General features: G+C 72.9%; 25 protein-coding genes and 1 pseudogene. 17 read left to right on the top strand and 9 right to left on the bottom strand.

Annotation, left to right across the window (positions count from 1 at the left end; genetic code table 11):
* Positions 1 to 466 precede the first annotated feature (466 nt).
* A complete protein-coding gene (locus tag ABT008_RS03145) occupies positions 467 to 4,840 on the bottom strand; it encodes a S8 family serine peptidase (RefSeq protein ID WP_350693129.1) in 4,374 nt (1,457 codons plus the stop codon).
* 293 nt (positions 4,841 to 5,133) lie between these two features.
* Here ABT008_RS03145 and ABT008_RS03140 point away from each other — a divergent pair, with 293 nt between their 5' ends.
* Together ABT008_RS03140 and ABT008_RS03135 are read left to right on the top strand one after the other, a co-directional pair.
* Entirely contained in the window at positions 5,134 to 5,661 is a 528-nt protein-coding gene (locus ABT008_RS03140) for a winged helix-turn-helix domain-containing protein (RefSeq protein ID WP_350693127.1), read from the top strand.
* Positions 5,662 to 5,673: 12 nt separating this feature from the next.
* Entirely contained in the window at positions 5,674 to 6,534 is an 861-nt protein-coding gene (locus ABT008_RS03135) for a hypothetical protein (protein WP_350693126.1), read from the top strand.
* A 31-nt stretch (positions 6,535 to 6,565) separates the two neighbouring features.
* On the opposite strand, the gene ABT008_RS03130 is transcribed toward ABT008_RS03135, so the two are convergent.
* The 3 genes from ABT008_RS03130 to ABT008_RS03120 are packed head-to-tail and all read right to left on the bottom strand — an operon-like array spanning position 6,566 to position 9,426.
* On the bottom strand, positions 6,566 to 8,620 hold the full coding sequence (locus ABT008_RS03130; protein ID WP_350693124.1) for an amylo-alpha-1,6-glucosidase: 2,055 nt from the start codon (positions 8,618 to 8,620) through the stop codon (positions 6,566 to 6,568).
* Entirely contained in the window at positions 8,617 to 8,997 is a 381-nt protein-coding gene (locus tag ABT008_RS03125; protein ID WP_350693122.1) for an SCP2 sterol-binding domain-containing protein, read from the bottom strand. The genes ABT008_RS03130 and ABT008_RS03125 overlap by 4 nt, the downstream gene beginning before the upstream one ends.
* Positions 8,998 to 9,051: 54 nt before the next feature.
* A complete protein-coding gene (locus ABT008_RS03120) occupies positions 9,052 to 9,426 on the bottom strand; it encodes a DsrE family protein (protein WP_350693121.1) in 375 nt (124 codons plus the stop codon).
* Between the two features lie 12 nt (positions 9,427 to 9,438).
* Here ABT008_RS03120 and mtfM point away from each other — a divergent pair, with 12 nt between their 5' ends.
* Together mtfM and ABT008_RS03110 are read left to right on the top strand one after the other, a co-directional pair.
* Positions 9,439 to 9,543, top strand: coding sequence for a small membrane protein MtfM (gene mtfM, locus ABT008_RS03115; RefSeq protein WP_275540796.1), 105 nt, complete (start codon positions 9,439 to 9,441; stop codon positions 9,541 to 9,543).
* 55 nt (positions 9,544 to 9,598) lie between these two features.
* Positions 9,599 to 10,204 (top strand): heme-binding beta-barrel domain-containing protein, encoded by a 606-nt coding sequence (locus ABT008_RS03110; RefSeq protein ID WP_350693118.1) that lies wholly within the window; start codon positions 9,599 to 9,601, stop codon positions 10,202 to 10,204.
* 39 nt (positions 10,205 to 10,243) lie between these two features.
* Here the strand turns inward: ABT008_RS03110 and ABT008_RS03105 are convergent, their stop codons facing one another.
* Positions 10,244 to 11,092, bottom strand: a complete 849-nt coding sequence (locus ABT008_RS03105; protein ID WP_350693116.1) for an aminotransferase class IV — start codon at positions 11,090 to 11,092, stop codon at positions 10,244 to 10,246.
* A 65-nt stretch (positions 11,093 to 11,157) separates the two neighbouring features.
* Here ABT008_RS03105 and ABT008_RS03100 point away from each other — a divergent pair, with 65 nt between their 5' ends.
* From ABT008_RS03100 to ABT008_RS03085, 4 genes are all read left to right on the top strand, one after another.
* Positions 11,158 to 11,592, top strand: a complete 435-nt coding sequence (locus tag ABT008_RS03100) for a Fur family transcriptional regulator (RefSeq protein WP_350693115.1) — start codon at positions 11,158 to 11,160, stop codon at positions 11,590 to 11,592.
* Positions 11,589 to 12,701 carry a CAF17-like 4Fe-4S cluster assembly/insertion protein YgfZ gene (gene ygfZ / locus ABT008_RS03095; protein WP_350693113.1) on the top strand — a complete coding sequence of 371 codons (1,113 nt, stop codon included), beginning with the start codon at positions 11,589 to 11,591 and terminating at the stop codon, positions 12,699 to 12,701. Before ABT008_RS03100 ends, ygfZ begins: the two co-directional genes overlap by 4 nt.
* 131 nt (positions 12,702 to 12,832) lie before the next feature.
* Entirely contained in the window at positions 12,833 to 13,660 is an 828-nt protein-coding gene (locus tag ABT008_RS03090) for a beta-keto acid cleavage family enzyme (RefSeq protein WP_350693112.1), read from the top strand.
* A gap of 94 nt (positions 13,661 to 13,754) precedes the next feature.
* A complete protein-coding gene (locus tag ABT008_RS03085) occupies positions 13,755 to 14,714 on the top strand; it encodes an asparaginase (protein ID WP_350693111.1) in 960 nt (319 codons plus the stop codon).
* Positions 14,715 to 14,810: 96 nt separating this feature from the next.
* Here ABT008_RS03085 and ABT008_RS03080 read toward each other — a convergent pair whose 3' ends face one another.
* A complete protein-coding gene (locus ABT008_RS03080) occupies positions 14,811 to 15,614 on the bottom strand; it encodes an alpha/beta fold hydrolase (RefSeq protein WP_350693109.1) in 804 nt (267 codons plus the stop codon).
* Positions 15,615 to 15,818: 204 nt separating this feature from the next.
* On the opposite strand from ABT008_RS03080, the gene ABT008_RS03075 reads away from it, so the two are divergent.
* From ABT008_RS03075 to ABT008_RS03035, 9 genes and pseudogenes are all read left to right on the top strand, one after another.
* Positions 15,819 to 16,454, top strand: coding sequence for a helix-turn-helix domain-containing protein (locus ABT008_RS03075; protein ID WP_350693107.1), 636 nt, complete (start codon positions 15,819 to 15,821; stop codon positions 16,452 to 16,454).
* Positions 16,451 to 17,251, top strand: coding sequence for a hypothetical protein (locus ABT008_RS03070; RefSeq protein ID WP_350693105.1), 801 nt, complete (start codon positions 16,451 to 16,453; stop codon positions 17,249 to 17,251). The genes ABT008_RS03075 and ABT008_RS03070 overlap by 4 nt, the downstream gene beginning before the upstream one ends.
* Positions 17,252 to 17,332: 81 nt before the next feature.
* Positions 17,333 to 17,647 (top strand): DUF2516 family protein, encoded by a 315-nt coding sequence (locus tag ABT008_RS03065; RefSeq protein ID WP_350693103.1) that lies wholly within the window; start codon positions 17,333 to 17,335, stop codon positions 17,645 to 17,647.
* The gene (locus ABT008_RS03060; protein WP_350693101.1) at positions 17,644 to 18,531 is read left to right on the top strand and encodes an alpha/beta fold hydrolase; all 888 of its coding nucleotides are present in this window, start codon (positions 17,644 to 17,646) and stop codon (positions 18,529 to 18,531) included. The genes ABT008_RS03065 and ABT008_RS03060 overlap by 4 nt, the downstream gene beginning before the upstream one ends.
* Before the next feature lie 11 nt (positions 18,532 to 18,542).
* Positions 18,543 to 18,695 (top strand): alanyl-tRNA editing protein, encoded by a 153-nt coding sequence (locus ABT008_RS03055; protein WP_350693099.1) that lies wholly within the window; start codon positions 18,543 to 18,545, stop codon positions 18,693 to 18,695.
* 15 nt (positions 18,696 to 18,710) lie between these two features.
* Positions 18,711 to 18,809, top strand: a pseudogene (locus ABT008_RS03050) (alanyl-tRNA editing protein); the annotation flags it as partial.
* A gap of 137 nt (positions 18,810 to 18,946) precedes the next feature.
* A complete protein-coding gene (locus ABT008_RS03045) occupies positions 18,947 to 19,168 on the top strand; it encodes a hypothetical protein (RefSeq protein ID WP_350693098.1) in 222 nt (73 codons plus the stop codon).
* Between the two features lie 153 nt (positions 19,169 to 19,321).
* Positions 19,322 to 20,917, top strand: coding sequence for a DEAD/DEAH box helicase (locus tag ABT008_RS03040; RefSeq protein ID WP_350693096.1), 1,596 nt, complete (start codon positions 19,322 to 19,324; stop codon positions 20,915 to 20,917).
* Positions 20,918 to 21,045: 128 nt separating this feature from the next.
* On the top strand, positions 21,046 to 21,960 hold the full coding sequence (locus ABT008_RS03035) for an SDR family oxidoreductase (protein WP_350693094.1): 915 nt from the start codon (positions 21,046 to 21,048) through the stop codon (positions 21,958 to 21,960).
* Positions 21,961 to 22,012: 52 nt separating this feature from the next.
* Here ABT008_RS03035 and ABT008_RS03030 read toward each other — a convergent pair whose 3' ends face one another.
* From ABT008_RS03030 to ABT008_RS03020, 3 genes are read right to left on the bottom strand one after another with little or no spacing between them, the layout of a single operon-like run.
* Entirely contained in the window at positions 22,013 to 22,993 is a 981-nt protein-coding gene (locus ABT008_RS03030) for a helix-turn-helix transcriptional regulator (RefSeq protein WP_350693093.1), read from the bottom strand.
* A gap of 3 nt (positions 22,994 to 22,996) precedes the next feature.
* Positions 22,997 to 23,647 carry a response regulator gene (locus tag ABT008_RS03025; RefSeq protein WP_350693092.1) on the bottom strand — a complete coding sequence of 217 codons (651 nt, stop codon included), beginning with the start codon at positions 23,645 to 23,647 and terminating at the stop codon, positions 22,997 to 22,999.
* Positions 23,644 to 24,900, bottom strand: a complete 1,257-nt coding sequence (locus ABT008_RS03020; RefSeq protein ID WP_350693090.1) for a sensor histidine kinase — start codon at positions 24,898 to 24,900, stop codon at positions 23,644 to 23,646. The genes ABT008_RS03025 and ABT008_RS03020 overlap by 4 nt, the downstream gene beginning before the upstream one ends.

Genomic DNA, 24,900 nt, shown 5'->3' with positions numbered 1-24,900 from the left:
GGAACTACATCAGCCTCACCCGAGCATCATGATCAGCAACTCATGACACATCTATCGGGACTTCCCCTTGACACATGTACCGGGACAGGACAGTTAGCAGCTAACGGAAACTGTCCAAGATTGGCGGTGACTCTCGCTCGTGAGTCGCCTCGGTCAGGTCGGCAGCGGGCGTAGCGGGTGGCGGGAGCAGCCGCCGTCGTGGTCGGGCCGCAGCAGGCGACCCAGCATCGACCTCATCGCCAGCGTTCTCACCCGCATTCTCGACTTGCGGCCACAGCCAATGGCCATGGCCACGGTTGCGGTGCCAAGCACGGCTCACGGCCCGAGTTCACGGCTACGGGCCACGGCCCAAGTGCACGGCCCGAGTTCACGGCTACGGGCCACGGGCTACAGCCTGGATTCTGGGCGGATAGGGCGGTGGTGGCCGCCGGTTCGTGACGGACCGGCGGCCACCAGTGGTAGTGCGTCAGATGCCGGTCGCTCTGGTGCAGTTCGACGCGGGATCAAGGGCGAAGTCGAGCGAGCCGACGATGCCCGCCTCGATCTGGTGCCGCTTGACCTGCGGCACCCAGCCGTCCTTGGCCACGATCACCTCGTACCGGCCCTTCGGCAGCCACCAGGCGTACCTGCCGTCGGTGCCGGAGGTCAGCGTCGTGCCGGTGCCGGCCGAGATCAGGTTCACCCGGACGGTCGCCGCCACCGGCACCGTCACCCCACCGCAGGTGGTGCCGGTGACGGTGCCCTGGATCTTGCCCCAGCTCGACGGCGGCGAGACGTTCATCTCCACCGACACCGGCGTCACCGGGTACGGGGTGTCCGAGGCGACCGCCAGTTCGGCGTCGTACCGCCCCGGTTGCCGCAGCCCGGCCGCTGCGGTGGCGGTGAGCGTCACCGTCACCGTCCGGGAGGCGCCCGGCGCCAGCGTGAAGGTGGTCGGGGAGCTGGACAGCCAGGGCACGTCCGCCTCGGCGGCACACTGCTCCAGACCACCGAGTCGCTCGCTGTCCGCCGAGCCCACGAAGGAGCTGGGCGAGCCACCGATCTTGTACGCGCCGCAGGCCGCCGCGCCCCGGTACCGGCCGAACTGGGCGTTGGGCAGGTCACGCCAGGCCCCGGTGGCCGGGTCGTAGGCGATGGTGCGGTTGCTGACCGCCGTCGAACCGGCCGTCACGCCACCGGCCAGCACGAGCATTCCGCCGGCTGCCGCGTACTGGGAGCCCCACAGCTCGGTGGGCATGCTCGGCAGCGCGCTCCACGTGTCGGCCGTCGGGTCGTACCGGTAGGCGTCGGTGTACTCGGTGCTGCCGGTGCCACCGGCACAGTGCACCGTCTCGCCGAGCCCGCCGCAGGCCAGCCAGGACACCGGGTGCGGGTAGGCGGCCCGGGTGCCGAACGTGCCGGTCGCCGGGTCGAAGACCACCAGCCGGTCGGAGTCCGTGCAGGTGGCGTCGGCGCAGCCGCCGACCAGGTACACCTTCCCGTCGACCACCGCCCCGCCGGCCGCCGCAGCCGGTGCCGGGTTGGTCGCCCCCGGCACGGTGCTCCAGGTGCCGGCAGCCGGATCGAAGACGTCGACGGTGGTCACCGTACGGTCGTCCGCGCCCCAGCCGCCGATCACGTACAGCTTGCCGTTGACCGCTGCCGCGACCGGCTTGGAACGCGCCACCGGCAGGTCCGGCAGGGCCGTCCAGGCGTCGGCACCCGGGTCGTACGCCCAGGCCCGCCGCTCGGTGCCGGTGTCACCGCCACCACCGACCGAGTAGATCTTCCCGTCCAGCCACGCGGCGGCGTTGTCGTAGATCGCGGCCGGCAGCTTGGCGACCGGGCTCCACGCGTCGTCGGCCGTGGTACGCACCTCGGGTGCCGCCCCGCCGTACGCGACACCGGTGCGGGCCTTGCTGATCCCCTTCATCTTCTGTTCCCGCAGCGGTGCGCCGGACTGGTTCAGCAGCTCGAACGTGCCGGTGCGTTCCAGCAGCTCGACGGCGGCCGGCGCGCTGCCGGTGTTGCGCACGGTCAGCTTGGTGGTCCGGGTGCTGTTGTAGGGCTGGTGCGACACGACCGACGCGGGGCTGACCGTGAGCCGCCCGGCGCCGAGGGCGAAGTCGGCCCGCTTGACCCGGTCGGCGTCGACCGTGACCTGCTTGGTGGCCGGCTGGTACGGCGGACGGCTGGCGGTGAACGGGTGGGCGCCGGTCAGGCCGGAGAAGAGCCAGTAGAAGCCGTCCGGCTCGGCGGTGTCCTCCGGGGTCGCCGCCGACACCGCCCGGTCCTGCGGCCGGTCGTCGCTGATGACGGTCACGCCGTCCACGGGCGCACCGGTGTTGCGGTCGGTGGTGGTGCCGACCACCAGCCCACCGGGCACCGGCGTGCACTCGCGGTTGACCACCTCCACGTCGTCCACCTGCCACCACCAGGCGAAGGTGCCCTTGAACCGGAAGCGGACCAGGGCCGAGGCGGCGTTCGCCGCCGGGGTCAGCGCCACCTCCTCGACGCGCGGGCCGCGCCGGCTGGTGGTCTGGTGCCAGACGTTGGTCCAGGTGGCGCCGGAGTCGACGGAGACGTCGACGTCGGCGGTGTCGGTGATCCCGACGGCCCGCCAGTCGCTGCGGAAACGCAGCACCGGCGCGGCGGTGCCGGAGAGGTCCAGCGGCGGGGCGATCAGGTCGGTGTCCTGGGTGTTGCCGCTGCCCAGGGCGTCACTGTCGACGATGGCGAACCCGCCGGCACCACCGGTCAGGTTGCCACGCGACCGGGCGTCGGTGAAGGTCCAGCCACCGGAGGCGGTGCGGTTGTCGACCCGCCAACCGGCCGGGGTGCCGGTGCCGTCGAAGCTCTGGGTCAGCAGCGGGGCCCCGAACCGTCCGGTGTAGCCGGCGGCGGTGCACCCGGCCTCGACCGGGACGGCCACGTCGGCCGTGGTGGCCGCGCCGCCGACCGGCACCTCCCGGGTCACCGTGCGGTAGCCCGGGTAGTGGGCGGTCACGGTGAGCCGGTACGTGCTGCCGCCCGGCGCGGTGAACGAGTAGCGACCGGTGACCGGGTCGGTGAAGACCGGCCCACCGGGCCGCCCGGCCACCTCGACCTTCGCGTACAACGGCCAGCCGTGTCCGGAACCGTCGGTGACCTTTCCGCTGACCGTGACCGTCGGGGTCGCCGTCAGCGCGAAGTTCCGGGTGACGGCCTCGCCCTCGGCCACCGTGACGGTCGCCGACTGACCGGCGTAGCCGTAGGCGCTGACGGTCAGGCTGGTCTCGCCGGCCGGCACGTTGAGCGCGTACCGGCCGTCGGCGCCGGTGGTGGAGGTGCGGGTGCCGTCGGTCACGGTGGCACCCGCGACCGGGTCGTCGTCGGCCGCGTCGGTGACCACGCCGGTGACCCGGCCCACCGGGCCGCGCGGGGCGTCCCGGACCGCCGCGTACGCGTCCAGGCGTCCCTCGCCGAAGACGTTGTTGTCGGCCGGGGTGCCCCCGCAGGTGGTGGCGTCGACGTCACGGGCGGTGCGGTCGAGCAGTGCCTCGGTGCCGGCCACGTCCCCGCGCAGGCTCGGTGCCGCCGCCCAGACCAGCGCGACGGTGCCGGCCACGTGCGGGGCGGCCATCGAGGTGCCGCTGAACGAGGCGTACCCGCCGTTGCGGACGCTGGACCGCACGTTGCTGCCGGGCGCGGCGATGTTCGGCTTGATCGGGTCGGTGCCGGAGCCTCGGCCGGAGAAGCTGGCGATGGCGTTGTTCACGTCGTACGCGCCGACCGCGTACGCGTTGGCGTTGTCACCGGGCGAGCCGGCGCTGCCGCAGGCCGGTCCGTCGTTGCCGGAGGAGAAGACCGGGAACATGCCGGCGGCCCGCCAGGCGGCGACGGTCTGCTGGTACCACGGGTCGCCCCCGTCGCCGCCCCAGGAGTTGTTGACGATGTCGGGGCGCAGGTCCGGCCGGGGGTTCTGCCCGGCGGCGTCGGTCGGCGCGAGCACCCACTGGCCGGCGGCGAGCAACGAGGCGTCCGCGCAGGTGTTCGAGCCGCAGCCCTTGGCGGCGATCCACCGGGCGCCTGGGGCCACGCCGATCTGGTTGCCGGCGCCGTCGTCGCCGACCATGGTGCCCATGGTGTGCGTGCCGTGGTCGTTGTTGTCGCAGGGTGCGGTGCCGGCGCAGACGCCGGTCGGGTCGAACCAGTTGTACGCGTGGTCGAAGCCGTCGCCGAGGTTGCCCCGGTAGGAGTCGACCAGCGCGGGGTGGTCGTACCGCACGCCGCTGTCGATGTTGGCGACCACGACGCCCTCGCCACGGTCGCCGAACTCGTCCCACACCTGCGGTGCGCCGATGTTGGTCAGGCCCCACTCGACGGCTGCGGTGCGGGCCCGGGCGGTGTCGGTGGCGGTCGGCCGGACCAGCGGGTAGCTGCGGCTGGGGGAGATCCGGGCCACCTCGGGCCGTCGGGCGATCTCGTCCAGCAGCGCCTTGTCGCCCTCGACCCGGATCGCGTTGGCGATCCAGTATGCGGTGTGCGGCACCTTGCGTTCGTCGAGCAGTGCCCGCAGGTCATGTTGGGTGCGGCTGGCGGTGCCGGTCAACAGCCGGTGCACCTCGTCCGCCCGACGGTCGGCGTCGCGCAGCCGGGCGGCGTCAGCCAGCGGGGCGGTCTCCCGCAGGTACACCAGGAACGTCGTGGTCGACGCGGTGTCGAACCGGTCGAGCAGCCCCTGGTCGACGGCGGCCCGGTGTGCCGTCGGCTGCGGGGGCGGTGCGGCGACGGCGGGCTGGGCGGTGACGGCGAGTACGGCGGCGGCCAGCAGCGTCACCGCCCGCCACCGTGAGGACCGTGCGGATGGTCGTGTGAACAAGGTTCCTCCCCCACGTCGTCGGCCCCGATCCGTTCGGGGCCGGAGACCCGCGCGCCGGGATGCGACGTCGCGGAGCGGACCGGACGATGTGGGTGGCTGATGGTGAGCGCCCGCCCGCTGAGAGTCATGCTCTTGCTCCAACAGTCAGTGATCAATGGACGGCGTCGGTCAGTACTCGGTCAGTGACGTGGCGGGATCCTGACCGTTAGTCTGCTTCGGGGGCTCCATCGGTGACTGTCGTTGGCGATTGATGGAAAGTCGCAGGTCAGCACGGTGCTCTCGGGGGAGGCAACGTGTCCGTTGAGGAGATACCGATCCTGGTCTGCGTCAGCTCCGACGCCTCGGTCCGGCACCGGGTCATGCAGCGGCTGGACGGGGTGGGGCCGGTGGTGATCTGTAGTGATCTCGCGCAGTTGCGCGCGATGTTCCCGGCCCCGCTGGCCGAGCCCGCCGTGTCGACCGACCAGCCGACCGGCCGACCGGCGAGCTGGGGCGATCTCGTGGTGGACCGGGCCGGTCACCTGGTCACCTGGCGGGGTGCGCCGCTGGGCCTGACGCGTACCGAGCGGGAGCTGCTGGCCCGGCTGATGAGCCCGCCGCTCGCGCTCTGGAGCTACGAGCGGCTGTTCGCCTCCGTCTGGGGCGGCGCGTACCTCGGTGACACCGCCATCCTGCACTCGGCGGTCAAGCGGTTGCGGCGCAAGCTGCGGGCGCTGCCCGGGGGCCCGCAGGTGCAGACGGTCCGGGGGGTGGGCTACCGGTTGAGCACCCCGCCGGAGGCCGCCGACGGGCGTCCCGGCGAGGCGCTACACCACGCGTGACACCATGACCCGGTGAGCGGCGCTGTCCAGACGGGGTTTCCCCCGCCCGCAGGTCCCCGGCCCCCGGCCCCCGAACCCCGGTGGCCGCGCTGGCTGATCGTGGCGACCGTGGCCTGGGCGGTGCTGCTCGCCGGTCTCACCTGGCGCTCCGCCCGGCAGGACCCGCCGACCGTCCGCGAGCAGCGCACGCTGGCCGAGGCCGGCCCGGTGGTGGACGCCGCCATCGGCGAGCTGGTGGCGGCGAGCTGGGGTGCGGTGCCCGCGCTGGTCGCCCCCGAGGTGGACCGGGGCTGCCGGATCACCCCCTTCGCCGAGGGAGCAGAGCTGGTCCGGGCCGTCGACCTGGCGGTGCCGGTGGGCGAGGAACGGGCCGCGCTCCAGGAGATCTCCGACCGGCTCCCCACGGCGTGGCGGTCCGGCGTCCGGGTCACCTCCGAGGGGCCCCGGCTGCGCGCCGACGCGGGCGAGTTCGTCACCGTGCTGGGACGACCCGTTTCCGACGGCCGGATCCGGTTGACCGCGGACACCGGGTGCCGCATGGTCGGCGACGACTACTCCGCGCCGGAGACGGGCGCCGCCGGAGCCGAGGTCGGCGCCCTGACCGAGGCGCTGCGCACGCTCGGCAGCACCGCGACGGAGCCCGACGAGGTGGTGGCCGCGCCGTGCCCGGGTGGCGGGTCGGCGCGTACCGTCCGGTCCGCCGCTGGTGCGTTGCCCGCGTCGCCGCAGGCCACGCTCGCACCGCTGGCGGGCGGCACGCCCGTGGTCGACACCGGCGAGGTGTACGCCTTCCGGCGCGACGGCGTCGCGGTCCTCGCCGACCTGGGCACGGGCGAGGTGGTGCTCGCCGCCACCACCGGCTGCGCCGGCTGATCGGCACCACCGGCTGCGCCGGCTGACCCGCTCAGCCGCGTGCGTCGTCCCGGCTGCGACTGCGGCTGCGACCCAGCGCGTCCGCGCGTCCCCAGCGACCGGGGATGTCCAGCAGCTCGACCCGCCCGATGCCCTGCGGCACGTACGGGTCGACGATCAGGTGCTCGCCCTGCGGTTCGAGCCCGAGCATCACCCGCAGCAGCATCAGCGGCGTCCCCGCCGACCAGGCCTGCGGGCTGCACGCGGTCGGGTACTGCACCGGGTACTCGGTCAGGTCGCGCTCGTACCCGGCGAACGCCTCCGGCAGTCGGCCGTCGAAGTAGCGCGCCGCCGCCAGGATCGACTCGCAGATCTGCCCGGCCTGCTCCCGGAAGCCGTACTTCCACAGCCCCCAGGCGATGAGCGAGTTGTCGAACGGCCAGACCGTGCCGACGTGGTAGCCGATCGGGTTGTACCGTCCCTGGTCGTCGGCGAGGGTACGGACGCCCCAGCCGGAGAAGAGACGCGGCCCGACGAGGTGATCGGCGATCCGCCGGGCCCTCGACTCCTCGACGATGCCGCTCCAGAGCAGGTGTCCGATGTTGGAACTGAGCGCGTCCACCGGTGTGCCGTCGGCGTCCAGGGCCAGCGCGTAGTACTCCTTCTCGGGCAGCCAGAAGTCCCGGTTGAACCGTTCCTTCAGCTCGGCGGCCTCCCGTTCCAGCCGGTCGGCGTACTCCGGGTCGTTCCAGAACAGCCGCGCCATCCGGGCGCCGCGCAGCTTGGCGTCGTACGCGTAGCCCTGCTGCTCGCAGGTGGCCCGGGGGAAGCTCGGCAGCCGGCCGTCGGCGTAGGAGATCGCGTCCCACGAGTCCTTCCAGCACTGGTTCTCCAGGCCGGTCTTCGGGTTGCGGGTCTGATACCAGAGATAGCCGGTGCCGAGCAGGTCGCCGTACGTGTCGATCCAGGCCAACGCGCCCCGGGCGGCCAACTCCAGTCGCTTGACCAGGGCCACGTCGCCGGTCCACCGCTCGTACTCGTCGAGCAGGATCACGAACAGCGGCGTGGAGTCGGCGGCACCGTAGTAGGGCGAGTGCGGCTGCTCCTCGAAGCCGGCGGTCTCGCCGTAGCGCAGCTCGTGCAGGATCTTGCCGGGGTCCTCGTCGCGGAAGTCGTCCAGCCGGTGGCCCTGAAGACCGGCCAGCATCGTCAGCGTGGGCGGGATCAGTTCCGGCTGGAACGGCAGGACCTGGAGCGAGGTGATGATGCTGTCCCGGCCGAACAGGGTCATGAACCAGGGCAGCCCGGTGGCCAGCAGGCGGACGCCGAGCGCGATCGACTCGTACCGGAGCGCGGCCAGGTCGTCGAGGCTGCGCCGGTACGCCTCGGTCAGCGGCTGGTAGTCGCAGCTCAGCTTCGGCGCCTTGGCGATGAACTCGGCGTGCTCGGCCTGGATGACGGCGGTCGTCCGGCTGCCGGAGAAGGGGAGTTTGCTGCGGACGTCCTCACCACGGGCGCCGTAGATCGTGGTGGCGACGGTGAGCCGGGTGGTCCACTCGCCGTGCGGCCCGATCTCGATCGGAAAGGTCATCCCGGTCAGGTCGACCTCCGCCGGTGCGCTGCTGCTGATCACCGTCTCCCGGTGGAACGCCTCCCGGCGGTAGTCCAGACGCAGCGCGTTCTCGCCGGGGTTGGCGGTGTGCTCTCCGCGCTTGCGCTGGGTGTCCTTGATCTCGAAGAGGTCCGCGAAGTCGGCGCCCATCTCCATCCGGACGGTGAACGTCATCGGCTGCCCGGAGTGGTTGAGCACGGTCAACTCCTCCTCGAAGCTGCCGCTGATGGCCCGGCTGCGGATCACCGAGACCTTGGCGTCCAGGAAGTGGGTGGGCTCGCCCGGCACCAGGAAGTACCGGGTCTGGTGCGACTCCGAGTCGTCCATCGACAGCGCGTGCAGCCGCTCGCCGTCGAGCAGCAGCAGCCAGGTGGAGAGGAACCGGGTGTCGAAGGAGAAGAGGCCGGTGGGAAAGTCGATCGCCGGCTCGATGTCGCCGCGCCTGTCGCTGACCAGGAAGGTGTTGCCGTCCAGGATGCTGACCAGTTCCTTCACCGGGTCCGCCTGACGTGCTCGCGAGCCACCTCACGCGGGTCCCGGGTGCCGGGGGGTGCCGGAAAGAAGCGCCGGAAGGCGAGGAACAGGACCACGTCCCCGGTGTACGTGCTCTCGTTGCGGAACACCGCGGAGATGCTCTGCGCCTGGCCGGTGACCAGTCGGTCGAACAGGTTCACGCCGCAGTACCAGACGGCGTCGGCGGACTCCGGGCCCTGGCCCACTTCGGCCGCGCCCGGTCGCATCCGGACCAGCCAGTGTTCGGTGTGGTGGCCGTCGGAGAGGTCGATCCGGAGCTTGCCCGCCACGGGGGCGCGGAGTACCTCCGGGGCCCGGGCCGGCAGCGCCGCGAAGAACTGCTCGGTCGCCTCGGTCACACCCGAATCGTAGGCATTAGCCCGAGTTGTCGGGCCGGTTCCGGCGCGCTGCCCTCAGTACACGAGCGCCTGTGCGCCCTCGGCCATCGTCTCCTCCACGAAGACGGCGGCACCGGCGATCCGCACGCCGGGGATCACGTCGTCCGTGCCGATGTCCCGGCGGGCGGCGCACTGGGTGCAGGCGGTCACCGTGCCGGTCGCCAGGATCACGTGCAGCAGCTCGGCCAGCGGCGCGGAGTGCGGCAGCTCGAAATTCTGTGCGCGACCGGGCAACGCGAACCAGGTCGACTCACCGGTGAGCCAGAGCGAGACGTGTACCCCGGCTGCCGCCGCAGTGGCGGCGACGGTGAACGCCTGGGCGCAACGCTCCGGCGCGTCGGCGCCCGCGGTGGCCTTGACGACGAGAGTGCGGCCCATGCCGCCCAGCATAAGATGGCCCGGATGGTCACCGAGATCGGGTTCGTCAGCCTGCTGGTCGCCGGCCTGGGCGCGCTCGCCGGTGGCTTGGTATATGTGGCGGTCCTCATAGCGAGAGGTAGACAGTGAGCGCGAGGAGTGAGCCGGTGTTGCGAGCCCCGCAGTCGCGAACGAAAGAGGCACAGTGAGCGCGAGCGCGTCGGACGACAATCCGCTGGCACCGCCGCCGTGGCTGAACGCGCCGCCGGTCGAGCCGTACCCCTTCGAGGAGAGCCACGACCTGCGGGTCGGGCCGAAGCTGCACCCGAGCCTGGACGGGCTGCTGCCGTACGTCGGCGTCTGGCGGGGACGCGGCCGGGGCGGTTTCCCCACCATCGAGGACTTCGACTTCGCCCAGGAGATCCGGATCAGCCACGACGGCCGTCCGTTCCTGCACTACGAGTCGCGGGCGTGGATCCTCGACGAGCAGAGCCAGCCGGTGCGTCCGGCCGGTCGGGAGGTCGGCTGGTGGCGTCCGGTGCTCGACGGTGACCGGGTCACCGACGAGCTGGAGGCGCTGCTGACCGTCCCCACCGGCGTGATGGAGCTGCACGTCGGGCGGCGCAAGGGCACGCAGATCGAGTTCGTCACCGACGCGGTGGTGCGGACCTCCACCGCCAAGGAGGTGACCGCCGGGCACCGGCTCTTCGGCATCGTCGAGGGAGCGCTGCTGTACGCGCAGGACATGGCCGCGGTCGGCCAGCCGCTCACGCCGCACCTGTCGGCACGCCTGATCCGGGTGGCCGGCTGAGCCGACCGGCGGCTGGCGTTCGGCTACCGACGTCGGCCGTCAGGGCAGCGGGAAACCGAGCAGTTCCTGCACCGCCCCGGTACGCGTACCGGGCGGCATCGGCGTGCCGTCGAGACTGCGCACCGCCACCGCGCCGCGTACCGACGAGGTGAGCCAAACGCCGTCGGCGGTGCGCAGCCCGGCCGGGGTGACCATCCGTTCGTCGGCCGTGCAGCCCAGCTCGGCGGCGTGCGCCAGCAGCCACGCGACGGTGGTGCCGGGCAGGATGCCGGTGTCCCGGGCCGGCACCGTGCACAGGGTGTCCCCGTCCAGCCAGACCACGTTGGCGGTCGGCCCCTCCAGCACGTACCCGTCGGAGGAGACCCAGAGCACGTCGTCCACGCCGGCCCGGGCCGCCCAGCGGCGGGCGGCGGTGCTCGCCCGGTACGAGGTCGACTTGAGGCCGGCGGGGAGCCAGTCGAGGTCCGGCCGGGCCTGCGCGGGTACGCCCAGCGGAAGCGTGGCCACCCGTACCCCGTCCCGGCGGGCCTGCCGAGCCGTGGTCGGCACCTCGGCGAGGGTGGCGTACACGGTGGGTCCTCCGCCGCCCTCGGGGCCGCGCGTGCAGACCAGCCGGAGCGCGCCCTCGACCTCGGTCGGCCAGCCGGCGGCGACGTCGTCCAGCAGCGCGACCAGGTCGGCGTCGGGCGGCAGGGGCAGCTCGACGGCGGCTGCGCCGCCCCGCATCCGGGCCAGGTGCTCCTGCCGCAGCCACGGCCGACCGCCGCGCAGGTGCATGGTCTCGAACAGCCCGTCGCCGTGCAGGACGCCGAGATCGTCGCCGCGCAGCAGCGGCTCGCCGGGCGGTCGCAGGCCCCGGCCCAGTACGCCGATCCGCGACGCCACCATGCCGCCGAGCCTAGTGCCGACGCCCGCACCCGGAGGTACGCCCACCTCCGAACTATGATCGGAGGGTGTCCGAATCCTCCCTGGCGGAACTGCTCCGCGCCCGTGGGCTGCGGCTGACGGCGCAGCGGCAGCTGATCCTGCAAGCGGTGCTGGACCTGGGGCACGCCACCCCGGAGCAGGTGCACACGGCGGTCCGCGAGGTCGCCGCCGGTGTCAACATCACCACCATCTATCGCACGTTGGAGCTGCTGGAGCGGCTCGGCCTGGTCACCCACACCCATCTGTCGCACGGGTCGCCGACCTATCACGCCGCCGGTGAGGACCAGCACGTCCACCTGGTCTGCCGGGAGTGCGGCGCGATCGACGAGATGGAGCCCGAGCTGCTGCGGCCGCTGGCCGACCAGTTGGCGACCGAGCGTGGCTTCCGGGTCGACATCGGCCACGTCTCCTTCTTCGGCGTGTGCGAACGGTGCGGAGACGGGGACGGGGAGCAGAAATGATCGACATCGCGGGTGCGGTGACCGTGGAGAGCATCGACGAGGCCAGCCGGGACCAGCCGGAGCCGGCACACGCGGCGGCCGGCGTACGGTCGGTGGCCGCGCACTACGGCGACCCGATGCGTGAGCAACGGTTGCTGGACACCGAGGTCGGCCTGGTGGACCGCTCGCACCGGGGCGTGGTCGCGGTGCCGGGCGCGGAGCGGATCTCCTGGCTGCACACCCTCACCACCCAGCACCTGGCCGACCTGGGGCCCTGGCAGGGCACCGAGCTGCTGGTGCTCTCGCCGCACGGGCACGTCGAGCAGCACGCCATGGTGACCGAGGACGGCGACACCCTCTGGCTGGACACCGAGCCCGGTGCCACCGGGGGCCTGTTGGGCTACCTGGAGAAGATGCGCTTCTTCAGCCGGGTCGAGCCCCGCGACGCCACCGCCGAGTACGCGCTGCTGTCGCTGGTCGGGCCGAAGGCGCCCGATGCGGTGGCCCTGCTGGACGTGCCGCCGCTCGCCGAGCCCGAGGTGCTCGGCGTACCGGGGGCCAAGTTCCGCGCCGGTGAGCTGCCCGCCCGCCCGACCGCCCGGTACGACGTCAAGCCGCTGCCCGGCGGCGGCTGGGCTCGCCGGGTGCCGCTCGGCGTGGACCTGCTGGTGCCCCGGGCCGCCATGGCGCAGGTGGTGGACCGGCTGCGCGACGGTGGGGTGAAGCCCGCCGGGCTGTGGGCGTACGAGGCGGTGCGGGTCGCCGCCCACCGGGCCCGGGTCGGTGTCGACACCGACCACCGGACGATCCCCGCCGAGGTGGACCTGATCGCCCCGGCCGTGCACCTGGACAAGGGCTGTTACCGGGGGCAGGAGACGGTCGCCCGGGTGCACAACATGGGCCGTCCGCCGCGTCGACTGGTCCTGCTGCACCTGGACGGGGTGATGACCGACCAGCTCCCGGCCGCCGGTACCCCGATCACGCTGGACGACCGGACGGTCGGCTTCGTCGGCACCGCCGTGCTCCACCACGAGCAGGGCCAGATCGCGCTGGCCGTGGTGAAGCGCTCGGTCTCCGACGACGCGACGCTCCGGGTCGGCGAGAGCACCGCCGCCATCGACGTGATGTAAGGAAGGGCACCTTATTAACGCCTGCGGTATAGCAGGGGTCCCCTGCTAACACCGACGACCCCTGCTCCCCGCTTGCACCGGAGGCACCTGCTTGCGCCGGGGACCGGGCCGGGGGTTCTAGGATCGCCGGCATGACAACAGCGACGTTGATCACGGTTGCCCCCACCGGCGCGGAGTCGGCCAAGACGGAGGTGCCGGCGCTGCCGGTGACCCTGGACGAGCTGCTGCTCACGGCGAAGGAGTGCGAGGCGCTGGGCGCCTCCGTGATCCACGTCCACATCCGCGACGGCCAGGCGGGCCCGACGCTGGACCAGGGACGGCTGCGGGAGACCGTGGCGGCGCTGCGGGAGAGCACCGACCTGATCGTGCAGCTCTCCACCGGTGGGGCGGTCACCGACCCGGAGTCCGACCGGCTGGCCGTGCTGGAGGCGGGACCGGACATGGCCTCGTGCACCATGGGCACGGTCAACTTCGGCGACGACGTCTTCCTCAACCGCTGGGAGTTCATCGTCGACCTGCACACCCGGATGCAGGAGCGGGGCGTCGTGCCCGAGTACGAGATCTTCGACCTCGGCCACCTGACCGCGTTGCAGCGGCTGCTCGGCCGGTACGGGCTGCCGCACGGCGGTCACGTGCACGTCGACTTCGTGATGGGGGTGCCGGGTGGGATGCCGGGCACCACGGCGACCCTGGTCGCGGCCCAGCAGATGCTGCGGGACCTGCCGGAGGGGACCACGTTCTCGGCGACCGGTGTCGGCCGCACCAGCATTCCGGTGCTGCTCGCGAGTCTGTCGGCCGGAGGCCACCTGCGGGTCGGCATGGAGGACACGATCACGTACGCCAAGGGGCGGCCGGTGGAGTCCAACATGCAGCTCGTCGCCCGCGCGGTCGGCTTCGCCCAGCTCGCACAGCGCCCGCCGATGACCACCGCCGAGGCGCGCGAGATGCTCGGAATGTAAGGGGAGAACTCCCCACCGTCGCTGTACACCCGGAGGTGGCTTCCCTGCTCACCCCGGTGCCGGCACACACCGCTTCGTCGGTACCGTCCACGTTGTGGGAGAGACGTACGAGGGCGGCGCGGCCCTCGCCGAGGTGGTCCGGTCCGGCTTCGTGGAGGGCGTACACCGGGGATCGGTGGTGGTGCTCGACGCCGACGGCGCGGTGGTCGCCGCCGCGGGTGACGTGACCTCGCCGGTCTTCCCGCGCTCGGCGAACAAGCCGATGCAGACGGTCGGCATGATCGGCGCCGGGCTGCCGCTGACCGGGTCGGCCGACCTGGCCCTGGTGTCGGCCAGCCACGCGGGGGAGGAGTTCCACCTGGCCCGGGTGGCCGGGCTGCTCGCCGCCGCCGGTTTGGACGAGGACGCGCTGCACTGCCCGCCGGACCTTCCGGTCGGTGAACAGGCCCGCGCGGCGGTGCTGCGAGCCGGGGGCGGTCCCACCCGACTCCAGATGAACTGTTCCGGCAAGCACGCCGGGATGGTGCTGACCTGCCGTGCCGCCGGTTGGCCGCTGGACGGGTACTGGCGGCCGGAGCACCCGCTCCAGCAGCGACTGCGGGACGCGGTCGAGGAGCTGACCGGGGAGCCGGCCGTGGCGGTCGGTGTGGACGGCTGCGGCGCGCCGGTGCTGTCGGCGTCGCTGACCGGGCTGGCCGGGGCGTTCCTGCGGCTGGTGACGGCGGAGGAGGGCACGGCTCCGCGTACGGTGGCCGACGCCATGCGCGGGCATCCGGAGATCGTCGGTGGCACGGAGGCCGACGACACCCGGCTGATGCGGGGCGTACCGGGGCTGCTGGCGAAGGTGGGCGCGGAGGGCGTGATCGCGACGGCGCTGCCCGGCGTCGGCGCGGTGGCGTTGAAGATCGACGACGGCGCTGGTCGCCCCCGGATGCCGGTGCTGGTCTCCGCGTTGCGTCGGCTCGGTGTCGACGCGCCGGTGCTCGCGGAGTTCGCCGAGGTGCCGCTCTTCGGCGGTGGCCTGCCGGTCGGCGCCGTCCGTCCGCTCTGGTGACGCCTCGGCAACCGCCGTCGTTCGCCGCCGGCTGAGTGGTTAGGAGGGGACCCCTGCTATACCGCAGGCGTTAGCAGGGGACCCTTCCTTTCATCCCTACGCCGCAGGCAGGAAGTCGAGCAGCGCAGCGTTCACCGGCGCCGGCCGCTCCAGAGGGAGCAGGTGAGCGGCGTCCGGCACGTCCGGCAGGCGTAGCGCGTGCGGAGCCTCGGCCGCGATGCGGTCGGCCAGGTGCCGGATGTCGGGTACGTCCGCCGCACCGGCCATGACCAGTACGGGCATGGTCAGCTCGCCGAGCCGCCCACTGGCCGGCGGGTCCAGTTCGGCAATGTCCACCGCGCTGAGCGCCAGTTCGGCAGCGAGCGCGCGTTCGTCCATCGCGGTGGCGAACGCCACCAGGTGCGGGTCGACGTCTGCCGGGTCCCGTTCCGGGCCCACCACCCAGAACCGCACCTCCCCGGCCGCGGTGGCCGCGAAGTCCTCCGGGTCCACCTCGCCGACCAGGCTCTCCCACAGGTCGTTCGTCTGCTCGGACCACTCGTGGCCGGAGACGGCGGTGCCGAGTAGGGCGAGTGCGCTGACCCGTGCCGGGTAAGCCAGGGCGGTGTCGATCGCCACCGCGCCGCCGAACGAGCAGCCGACCAGGGCGGCCCGAGGCAGGTCGAGTGCGTCGAGCAGCCCGGCCACGTCGTCGTGGTGGGCGAAGGCGGTGGACGGCAGCTCGGATTCGCCGTAACCACGCAGGTCGACGGCGATCACCCGGTGCCGGACGGCGAGCGCGTCGAGCTGCGCGTGCCACATCCGGCGGTCCGCGATGCCGGCGTGCAGGAGGACGACCGGCGATCCCGAGCCCGTCTCGTCGTACGCCAGCCGTGCGCCATTCACTTCGATCTTGGTCACGGCGAGACGGTACGACCGGGCGCGCGCGGGCGCAAACCCGGATGCGGCGGGACGGTGTGACCGCCGTGCGCGGGGCCCGGAACCGGAGGCAGCGAGGACGGTACGACCAGCCGAGCGCGGGCGCGAATCCGGCCCGATGAGACCTTGCTAACTCGGGCAAGCGTTTTGCTTGCAGGAGCTAGCAGTGCCGGTTAGCGTGGAGTCATGGCCACTTCCAAGGACCTTCCCGACGTCGGCGGGTTCATTCGTGACCTGCGGCGGAACGCGAAGATCTCGCTGCGGCAGCTCGCCGAGCAGGCCGGGGTGAGCAACCCCTACCTGAGCCAGATAGAGCGGGGCCTGCGCCGTCCCAGTGCCGAGGTGCTCCAGCAGCTCGCCAGCGCGCTGCGGGTCTCCACCCCGGCGATGTACCTGCGCGCCGGGCTCCTCGACGACAAGGAGGGTCAGGGCGTACTGGCGGCCATCGCGGTCGACCCGGACCTGACCATGGCCCAGAAGCAGTCCCTGACCCAGATCTACGAGACGTTCCGTCGGGAGAACGCCCGGCTCGCCGACGCGACCGCCGCCTCGGACGCCGCTCGGGAGGACGCGGCGGACACCGACGTGGCCGGCGGGACGAACGTCGCGAACGACGTTCCCGACCTCACCTCGCCCGACGTGGCGAACCTGGCCGCCACCGGTCCCACCACCGCCGAGGGATCGCCGACCGAGGCCGTTCTCGAATCGGTCGCCGTGACGGAGGCCGGTCCGGCCCCCGCGCCGACCCGTACCCCAGCCAAGAAGGCCGCCCGCATGGTGGTCCGCAAGGCCGCCGCCGAGGCCCAGGAGGAGAAGCCATGACCCAGCCGAAGACCGACCGCATTCCCGCTCCGCTCTACGCCGCCGCCGGTGCCGGCGACCTCGCCCTGAAGCAGTTGCGGCGACTGCCGACCGTGGTCGGCGAGCTGCGCGACCGGGTCACCGCCGACGGCGGGCGGGTCGTGAGCGACCTCGGTGGCAAGGCCGTCGTCGCCGGGTTCGAGCTGCGTCAGAAGGCCAACGACGCGCTGCGCAACGCCAACCAGACCGCCGAGTCGCTGCGGCAGAAGGCCACGCCGGCCGACCTCAACCGGCTGCGCGAGGCGGCCGACCTCAACCGGCTGCGCGAGGTCGCCGACCCGACGAAGCTGCGCGAGGCCGCCGATGTGCAGAAGCTGCGCGAGGCCGCCGACCTGGACCGCCTGCGTGAGCTGGCGACCCGCAACGCCGCCGTGGTCGTCGCCGGTGCCCACGCCGCCCAGGAGCGGGCGCTGGCCGCGTACGGGGCGCTGGTCGCGCACGGTGAGCGGGTCGTCGGTGCGGGCGTGGTGGAGGCCGCCGAGACGGTGAACGCCGACATCGACGCCACCGAGGCCACGGTGGAGCCGACCGCGATCGCGCCGGACGCCGCGCCGGTGACGCGGCGCAAGAAGGCCGAGGCGCCCAGCCCGGCCGAGGTCGCCGAGATCGTGGAGGCCAAGCCGGTCGCCAAGAAGGCCGCGGCCAAGAAGACCACCCCGGCGAAGGCGAGCACCCGGCAGCCGGCCGCCGCCAAGAAGGCCACGCCGTCGGCGAAGCTGCCCCGGGCCACGAAGCGGACCCGCCCCGCTGCCGAGTGACCACGACAGACGCATCGACCACGGCGACCCCGGTCCCGTCCTGTCGGACGGATCCGGGGTCGCCAGCATAAGCTTGCCGTCATGGCCAACGCCGCGCCGATCTTCGTCTTCGACGTCCGCTACGTGATCGAACTGATCCTGTTCGTGTTCGCACTGGTCGTGCAGGGGGTGGCACTCGTGCACGCCGTCACCCAGCGCTCCGACGCCTTCCCCGCCATCGGCACCCTGCCCAAGGGCGGGTGGATCGCGATCCTGGCGGTCACGACCCTGCTGACCCTGCTGACCCGCAGCACGCTGAGCATCTTCGGGCTGATCGGTGTCGCCGCCGCCCTCATCTACCTGCTCGACGTGCGCGTCGGCCTGCGTGAACTGGGCGACGGTAGAGGATCCTGGTGAGGGCGTTCCGCTGGCCACCACCACCGGACGGCGGACCTCGCACCTGCGGGCCGGGGCCGGGCGCACCGCGTACCGGTCGCCCGCCGCTGCCCGACCCGGACACCGAACTGGTCGACACCCCGCACGGCGTACGCCTGGAGCGGCTGGTCACCGGCGTCGGTGACCCGGTCACCGTGTTCGCGCACGGGTTCGGCAACGGCATCGCCACCACCCGCCCGTTCGGCAGCGGGGTGAACGGGCGCAAGGTCTTCTTCCAGTTCCGTGGCCACGGTCGCTCGGACGCGCCGGACGGCCCGTGGAGCTACCTCGACCTCGCCCGGGACCTGCGCGCCGTCGCCGATCTCAGCGGTGCGACCCGCGCCTTCGGCGTGAGTCTCGGTGCGGGCGCGCTGTGCCGACTGCTGGTGGAGAGCCCGGACCGCTTCGACCGGCTGGTCTTCTTCCTGCCCGCCGCGCTGGACCGGCCACGGGGGCCGCTGGCCCACGCCCGGCTGACCGAACTGCTCGCGGCGGTGGAGGTAGGGGACGCCTCGGCGGTGGCCGAGGTGGTCTCGGCCGAGATGCCGCCGGCCGTGCGTAACACTCCGGCCGGTTGGGCGTACCTGCGGCAGCGGCTGGACCATCTGCTCCGCGACGGACTCGCCGCCGGACTGGCCGATCTGCCGGGGCAGGTGCCGGTGTCGGACGCCGGGGCGCTGGCGGCGGTGACCGCGCCGGCCCTGGTGATCGCCGCCGAGGGAGACGACCTGCACCCGGTGGAGGTGGCCGAGGAACTCGCTGCCGTGCTGCCGGGCGCCACCCTGCACCGGTACGCCCGCCCCGGTGTGCTGTGGACGGAACGCGCCGATCTGCGCGGCCGGATCTCCGAGTTCCTGAACGGGTAGCCTGCGCTGTCATGGGGGTGGTGGCCGACCGTTCGGTGGCGACCCGGGTGTTGCCGCGTACGGAGGCGCTGGCCCTGCCGGACATCATCCGTACCCAGTCCAACCTGATCCCGCCGGACGAGGCAGAGGTGCGCATCGTCGACATCGTCGGGTTGGACGTGTAGGCCGACAGGGGCACCCACGTAGCGTCCACCGCGCAGATCGGCCAGGTCCGGGTGGTCAAGGTCGAGAGCAAGGGCCGGGCCAACCGCCGGGTACGCATCCGCCTCGCCGACTAGCCGCCGGCCGGAGTGCGTGCGGACGGCCTGTTCGGGCCCGCCGAGCTGGTCCGGCCTCGGCATCCTTTACCCGATCGTCGCGACAGATTACAAGATCATCTCATCTTTGGCGGCGATTTCTGCTGTACGGTCTGTGGGTGAGAACCGAGCGTCACTGGTGGAACGGCGACCGCACCGTGCGTGGACGTCGCGATGTGTTCATCCGCACCGACGGCGAGTCGTGGGAGGTCGAGGCCCGGGCCGGCGGTGGCGCCGGCGGGTCGAAGATCATTCCGTGTCCGGGCCTGCGGTCGGCGGAGATCCTGGCCGGAGCGTGGATGGACGGCCAGCGTAAGTGGCAGGACGTCGCCACCACCTGAGCAGATCGTGCTCCCGCACGTCGGTGGGCGGCAGGGGGTAGACTGACCTTGCGGCCCTGTCCTGGCGGGCCGGCTCGATGTTCCCAGGCCACGCGCCGCGACCGGTAAGCGGTCAGCGCCGGGCGGGATCTCTCTTCGACGTTCGGAGCATTCATGGCGGCACGCCGCCCACAGCAGCAGAACACCTCCTCGACCACTCCCACCTTCGCCGACCTCGGCGTGCCCGAGGCGCTCACCCGCGTCCTCGCCGCGGCCGGGGTGGACCGGCCGTTCCCGATCCAGGCGGCCACGCTGCCCGACGCGATCGCCGGACGCGACGTGCTCGGCCGTGGCCGCACCGGTTCGGGCAAGACGTACGCCTTCGTGCTGGCGGTGCTCACCCGCCTGGCGGCCACCCCGGCGCCTCGACGGGCCGGGCGTCCCCGGGCGCTGATCCTCGCGCCCACCCGTGAGCTGGCCTCCCAGATCGACGCCGTGATGGCCCCGCTGGCGCAGGCCCTGTCGCTGCGCACCATGACCGTCTTCGGCGGTGTGGCCGCCAACCCGCAGATCAAGGGGCTGCGGGCCGGGGTCGACGTCGTGGTGGCCTGCCCGGGCCGGCTCGCCGACCACGTCGACGCGGGCCACGCGCACCTGGACGCGGTCGAGATCACCGTGCTCGACGAGGCCGACCACATGGCCGACCTGGGCTTCCTGCCCACCGTACGGCGGTTGATGGACCAGACCCCGCGCGGCGGTCAGCGTCTGCTCTTCTCCGCCACCCTGGACGCCGGTGTCGACGTGCTCGTCCGCCGGTTCCTCACCGACCCGGTCACGCACAGTGTCGATTCGGCGCGGTCCCCGGTCACCGCGATGACGCACCACGTGTTGCACGTGCTCGCCGACGAGCGGTTCGCCGTGCTGGTCGACCTGGTCGCCACGCCGGGTCGCAGCGTGGTGTTCACCCGCACCAAGCGAGGGGCCAAGACGCTCACCCGTCGCCTGGTCGCCGCCGGGGTGAAGTCCGTGGAACTGCACGGCAACCTGGCCCAGGGGGCGCGGGCCCGCAATCTCCAGGCGTTCTCCGACGGCGAGGTGCAGACGCTCGTTGCGACCGACATCGCCGCCCGGGGCATCCACATCGACGACGTGGCCCTGGTGGTGCATGCCGATCCGCCCGCCGAGCACAAGGCGTACCTGCACCGGTCGGGTCGTACCGCCCGGGCGGGCGCGGCCGGCACGGTCGTCACGTTGATGACCGACCAGCAGGCGTCCGAGGTGCGGGAGCTGACCCGCAAGGCGGGTATCCGGGCGACCACCACGCGGCTGCGTCCGGGTGACGCGTTGCTGCGCGAGATCGCCCCGGGGGAGCGGACGCTCGTCGCCCGGCCGATCGAGTCCGCCGAGCCGGTACGCGAGCCACGCTCGAACCGGGGCGGCCGTCGCGGCGGTACGTCGGCACCGACCGGCGCCACCCAGAACGGTGCGGCGCGACCCCAGACGGCACAGTCCGGCACCGGCCGGTCCCACGGCGGTCAGGCCGGTGCTGGCCGGTCCCGGGGCAATCAGGGCGGTGCAGGCCGATCCCAGGAGGCGCAGACCGGTTCGGGGCGGGGTCAGCGTGCCCAGGGGGCGCAGGCCGGTTCCGGTCGGTCCCAGGGCGCGCGGTCGCAGGCGGCCCGCTCCGGCGCGGCACCGGCCGGCGGGACGCGGTCCGGAGCGGCGGCCTTCTCCGCTCGCGCCCGGCCGGGCGGACGCCGGCAGGGCTGACGGCAGGACGGCTGACGGCGGCAGGGCTGACGTCGGCACCGCCAGGTCCGACTTGTCGCCACGAGCCGACGGGACGTCGTCGCCAAAGCTGACGTCGGTTGTCAGGTATCCCTGGCAACGTGATCGTCATGACGACATCGTTGACGGGAAAGGTGGCGCTGGTCGCCGGGGCCACCCGGGGAGCCGGTCGGCAGATCGCGGTGCAACTCGGCGCGGCCGGTGCCACCGTGTACGCCACCGGCCGTAGCAGCCGGGCGGCGCGCTCCGAGCTGAACCGGCCGGAGACCATCGAGGAGACCGCCGAGCTGGTGACCGCCGCCGGAGGCACCGGGATCGCGGTCCGGACCGACCATCTGGTGCCGGACGAGGTGCGGGCCCTGGTCGAGCGGATCGACGCCGAGCAGGGCCGACTCGACGTGCTGGTCAACGACGTGTGGGGTGCCGACCCGCTGATCACCTGGGAGAAGCCGGTCTGGGAACAGCCGCTCGACGCCGGTTTCCGGACGCTGCGGCTGGCGGTGGAGACCCACGTGATCACCAGCCACTTCGCGCTGCCGCTGCTGATCCGCCGTCCCGGTGGGCTGGTGGTGGAGGTCGGCGACGGCACGAAGGCGTACAACGACGAGAACTACCGGTTGTCGGTCTTCTACGACCTGGCCAAGACCTCGGTCAACCGGCTCGCCTTCATCTGGGCGCACGAGCTGAAGGAGTACGGCGGCACGGCCGTCGCGCTCAGCCCGGGATGGCTGCGGTCGGAGGCGATGCTGGAACACTTCGGCGTCACCGAGGAGAACTGGCGCGACGGTGCCGCCACCGATCCGCACTTCCTGATCTCCGAGACGCCGGCCTTCGTCGGCCGGGCGGTCGCCGCACTCGCCACCGACTCCGACCGGCACCGCTGGAACGGCCGGTCCGTCTCCGCCGGTGAGCTGTCCCAGGTGTACGGCTTCACCGACGTCGACGGTAGTCAGCCGGACGCCTTCCGCTACATCAGCGAGGTGGCCGACGCCGGTCGCCCCGCCGACGTCACCGGCTACCGCTGACCCCCGATCGCCGACCCCCGACCGCCGACCGGCGGTGCACGCCGGTCGGCGGCTAACGGTCGGTGGCGTAGAGGGCGACCGTCCGGGCCGCCGCCTCGGCCAGCCGGGCCCGCAGCTCGGGCGGGTCGCAGACCTCCACCTCCGGTCCGAGCCCGAGCAGTTGGGCGTACGCCACGTTGACGGACTCGACGGGCAGCCGGATGGTCGACCAGCCCTGTTCGTCGGGTCCGCTCGCGGCGGCGACCGCCTCGTCGTACCCGAACGGGGCGTCGACCAGGTGCCGGAGCACGCGCAGGCCGACCGGGCTCAGCCGGAGCGTCACCTCGGCCCGCAGCATGTTCCGCAGGAACGACGCGGCCTGGCGCTGCCAGTGCGCCGCCAGGTCGAAGTCCGGTTCCCGGTCGAAGGTCTCCTCGTGCGGCTCGACGGCGGTGACCCGGTCCACCCGATAGGTGCGGACGTCCTCGCCGACCCGGCCGACGAGATACCAGGTCCCGTTCTTGAGCACGAGACCGTACGGACAGACCCGGCGGGTCACCTCGTGCTCCCCGCGTCGGTAGCGCAGCGTCACCACCCGGTCCCGCCAGACCGCGCCGGCCAGCTCGGTCAGCCACGTCGGCGGGGCGGTCCGGTGGTGGTACCAGCCCGGCACGTCCAGGTGGAACCGCTGCCCGGTGCGGGCCGGGGCGTCGCGCAGGCTCGGCGGCAGCGCGGCGAGCACCTTGAGTTCGGCCGCCGCCACCGCGTCGGCGAGTCCCATCTCACCTGCCGGGCCGGGCAGTCCGGCCAGGAAGAGGGCCTCCGCCTCGTCCCGGGTCATCCCGGTCAACCGGGTCCGGTAGCCGCCGAGCAGCCGATAGCCGCCCGCCGGCCCCCGGTCGGCGTAGACCGGCACCCCGGCGGCGGAGAGCGCCACCACGTCCCGATAGACGGTGCGTTCGGAGACCTCCAACTCGCGGGCCAGCTCCGCCGCCGTCATCACCTCCCGGGACTGCAACAACAGCAGCAACGAGATCAGTCGGGCGGCGCGCACCGGTCACCGCCCGCCGGGGGTGAGCAGGCCCCGGTCGTACGCGACGGCCACCGCCGCCGCCCGGTCGTTGACGCCGAGCTTGGCGTACACGTGCAGCAGGTGTGTCTTGACGGTGGCCTCGCTGATGAACAGCCGGGCCGCCGCCTCGCGGTTCGACGAGCCTCGGGCGACGAGCGTGAGCACTTCGAGTTCCCGCTGACTCAGCGGCTCCTCGGCCGGCGTACGCGGGGTCCGCAGCCGCCCCATCAACCGCCCGGCGACGCTGGGGGAGAGCACCGACTCACCCCGGGCGGCGGCGCGTACCGCCCGGACCAGTTCCTCGCGGGGCGCATCCTTGAGCAGGTAGCCGGTGGCGCCCGCCTCGATCGCCGGCAGCACGTCGGCGTCGGTGTCGTAGGTGGTCAGCACCAGCACCTTCGCCGGGCTGCCGGAGGCGGCCAGCCGCCCGATCGCGGTCACCCCGTCCATGCCCGGCATCCGCAGGTCCATCAACACCACGTCCGGCCGCAGCGCCTCGGCCAGCGCCAGCGCCTCGGCACCGTCCGCCGCCTCGCCGAGCACCTCGAACCCGGGGTCGCCGGTGAACATGCCCCGCAGACCGTCTCGGACCACCGGATGGTCGTCGACGATGAGCAGGCGTACCGGGCCGGTCATGCGGCGGCTCCGGGCAGCGCCGGCACGGACGCGGAGACGGCGGTGCCGGTACCCGGCTCGGACTCGACGGCCAGCCGACCGCCGACCCGGGTCACCCGCTGCCGCATCGCGGTCAGGCCGTAACCGCCGTCCCGGTCCGGTTCGACGCCACCGCCGACGTCGAACCCCGACCCGTCGTCGCGGACGTCCAGCGTCACCACGTCCGACATGTACGACAGGGTGAGCCCGACCCGGGACGCAGCGGCGTGCCGTGCCACGTTGGCCAACGCCTCCTGGGCGGCCCGCAGCAGTGTCACCTCGATCTCCGGGTGCAGCGGACGAGGCGTACCGGTGGTGCTGACGCTGGCCGCCACCCCGTGCCGGGCCGACCAGCGCCCGCCCAGCTCGGCGAGCGCGTCGGGCAACCGGGCGGTCTCCAGCGGCTCCGGGCGCACCGCCCGGACCGAGCGGCGGGCCTCGGTGAGACTCTCCCGCGCCAGGTCCAGCGCGTTGTCCACGTGCCGCTGCCAGTCGGCCGAGCGGTTTCGGGACTGCTCGGCCGCCTCCAACTGGGTGATGATGCCGGTCAGCCCCTGGGCCAGGGTGTCGTGGATCTCCCGGGCCATCCGCTGGCGTTCGTCGAGCACACCGGCCTCCCGGGCCTGCGTGATGAGCTGCGCGTGCAGCCCCTCGTTCTCCCGCACGGTCTCGGCGAGCCGTGCGTTGGCATCGGTCAGCTCCGCCACCAGCCGCTTGCGCTTCTCGCCCTCCCGTTCGGCCACGAAGGCGAACCAGCTCACGCCCCCGGCGACCACCAGGTTGAACAGCACCATCACCAGCCAGACCAGCCAGTGTGAGGAGATCGACGGCAGCCCGCCGCTCTGCGAGGTGCCGAGCAACGCGGCGGTGACGGTCACCCCGGCCATCGGCCACCGGCCCGGCAGGAAGAACGCGTAGACGAAGCCGACCCAGGCGAAGAAGCCGTACCACGGGCTGGCGATCACCAGCGTGGTGGCGAACCCCAGCAGCCCCACGTAGAAGAACGCCATCGGACCCCGCCGGTCGTGCCAGTCCGGATGCAGGGTGACGAACCAGGCGACCCAGCAGGCGGCGGCTCCGACGACGGGCAGGACGACCGTGAGCGGGAGACTGCGCGGGGTCGGCGCGAGGGTGGCCAACAGGGTGCCCACGGCCAGCCCACCGAAGGGCAGCACCCGGTAGAGCCGCTCCTGCCAGATCTGCGGCCGGTCGCCGGTCTCGACGCTGCTGGTCAC

This window comes from Micromonospora sp. NPDC002389, assembly GCF_040296095.1.
GTDB lineage: Bacteria > Actinomycetota > Actinomycetes > Mycobacteriales > Micromonosporaceae > Micromonospora.
This window is presented reverse-complemented; position numbering and strand designations above follow the sequence as displayed.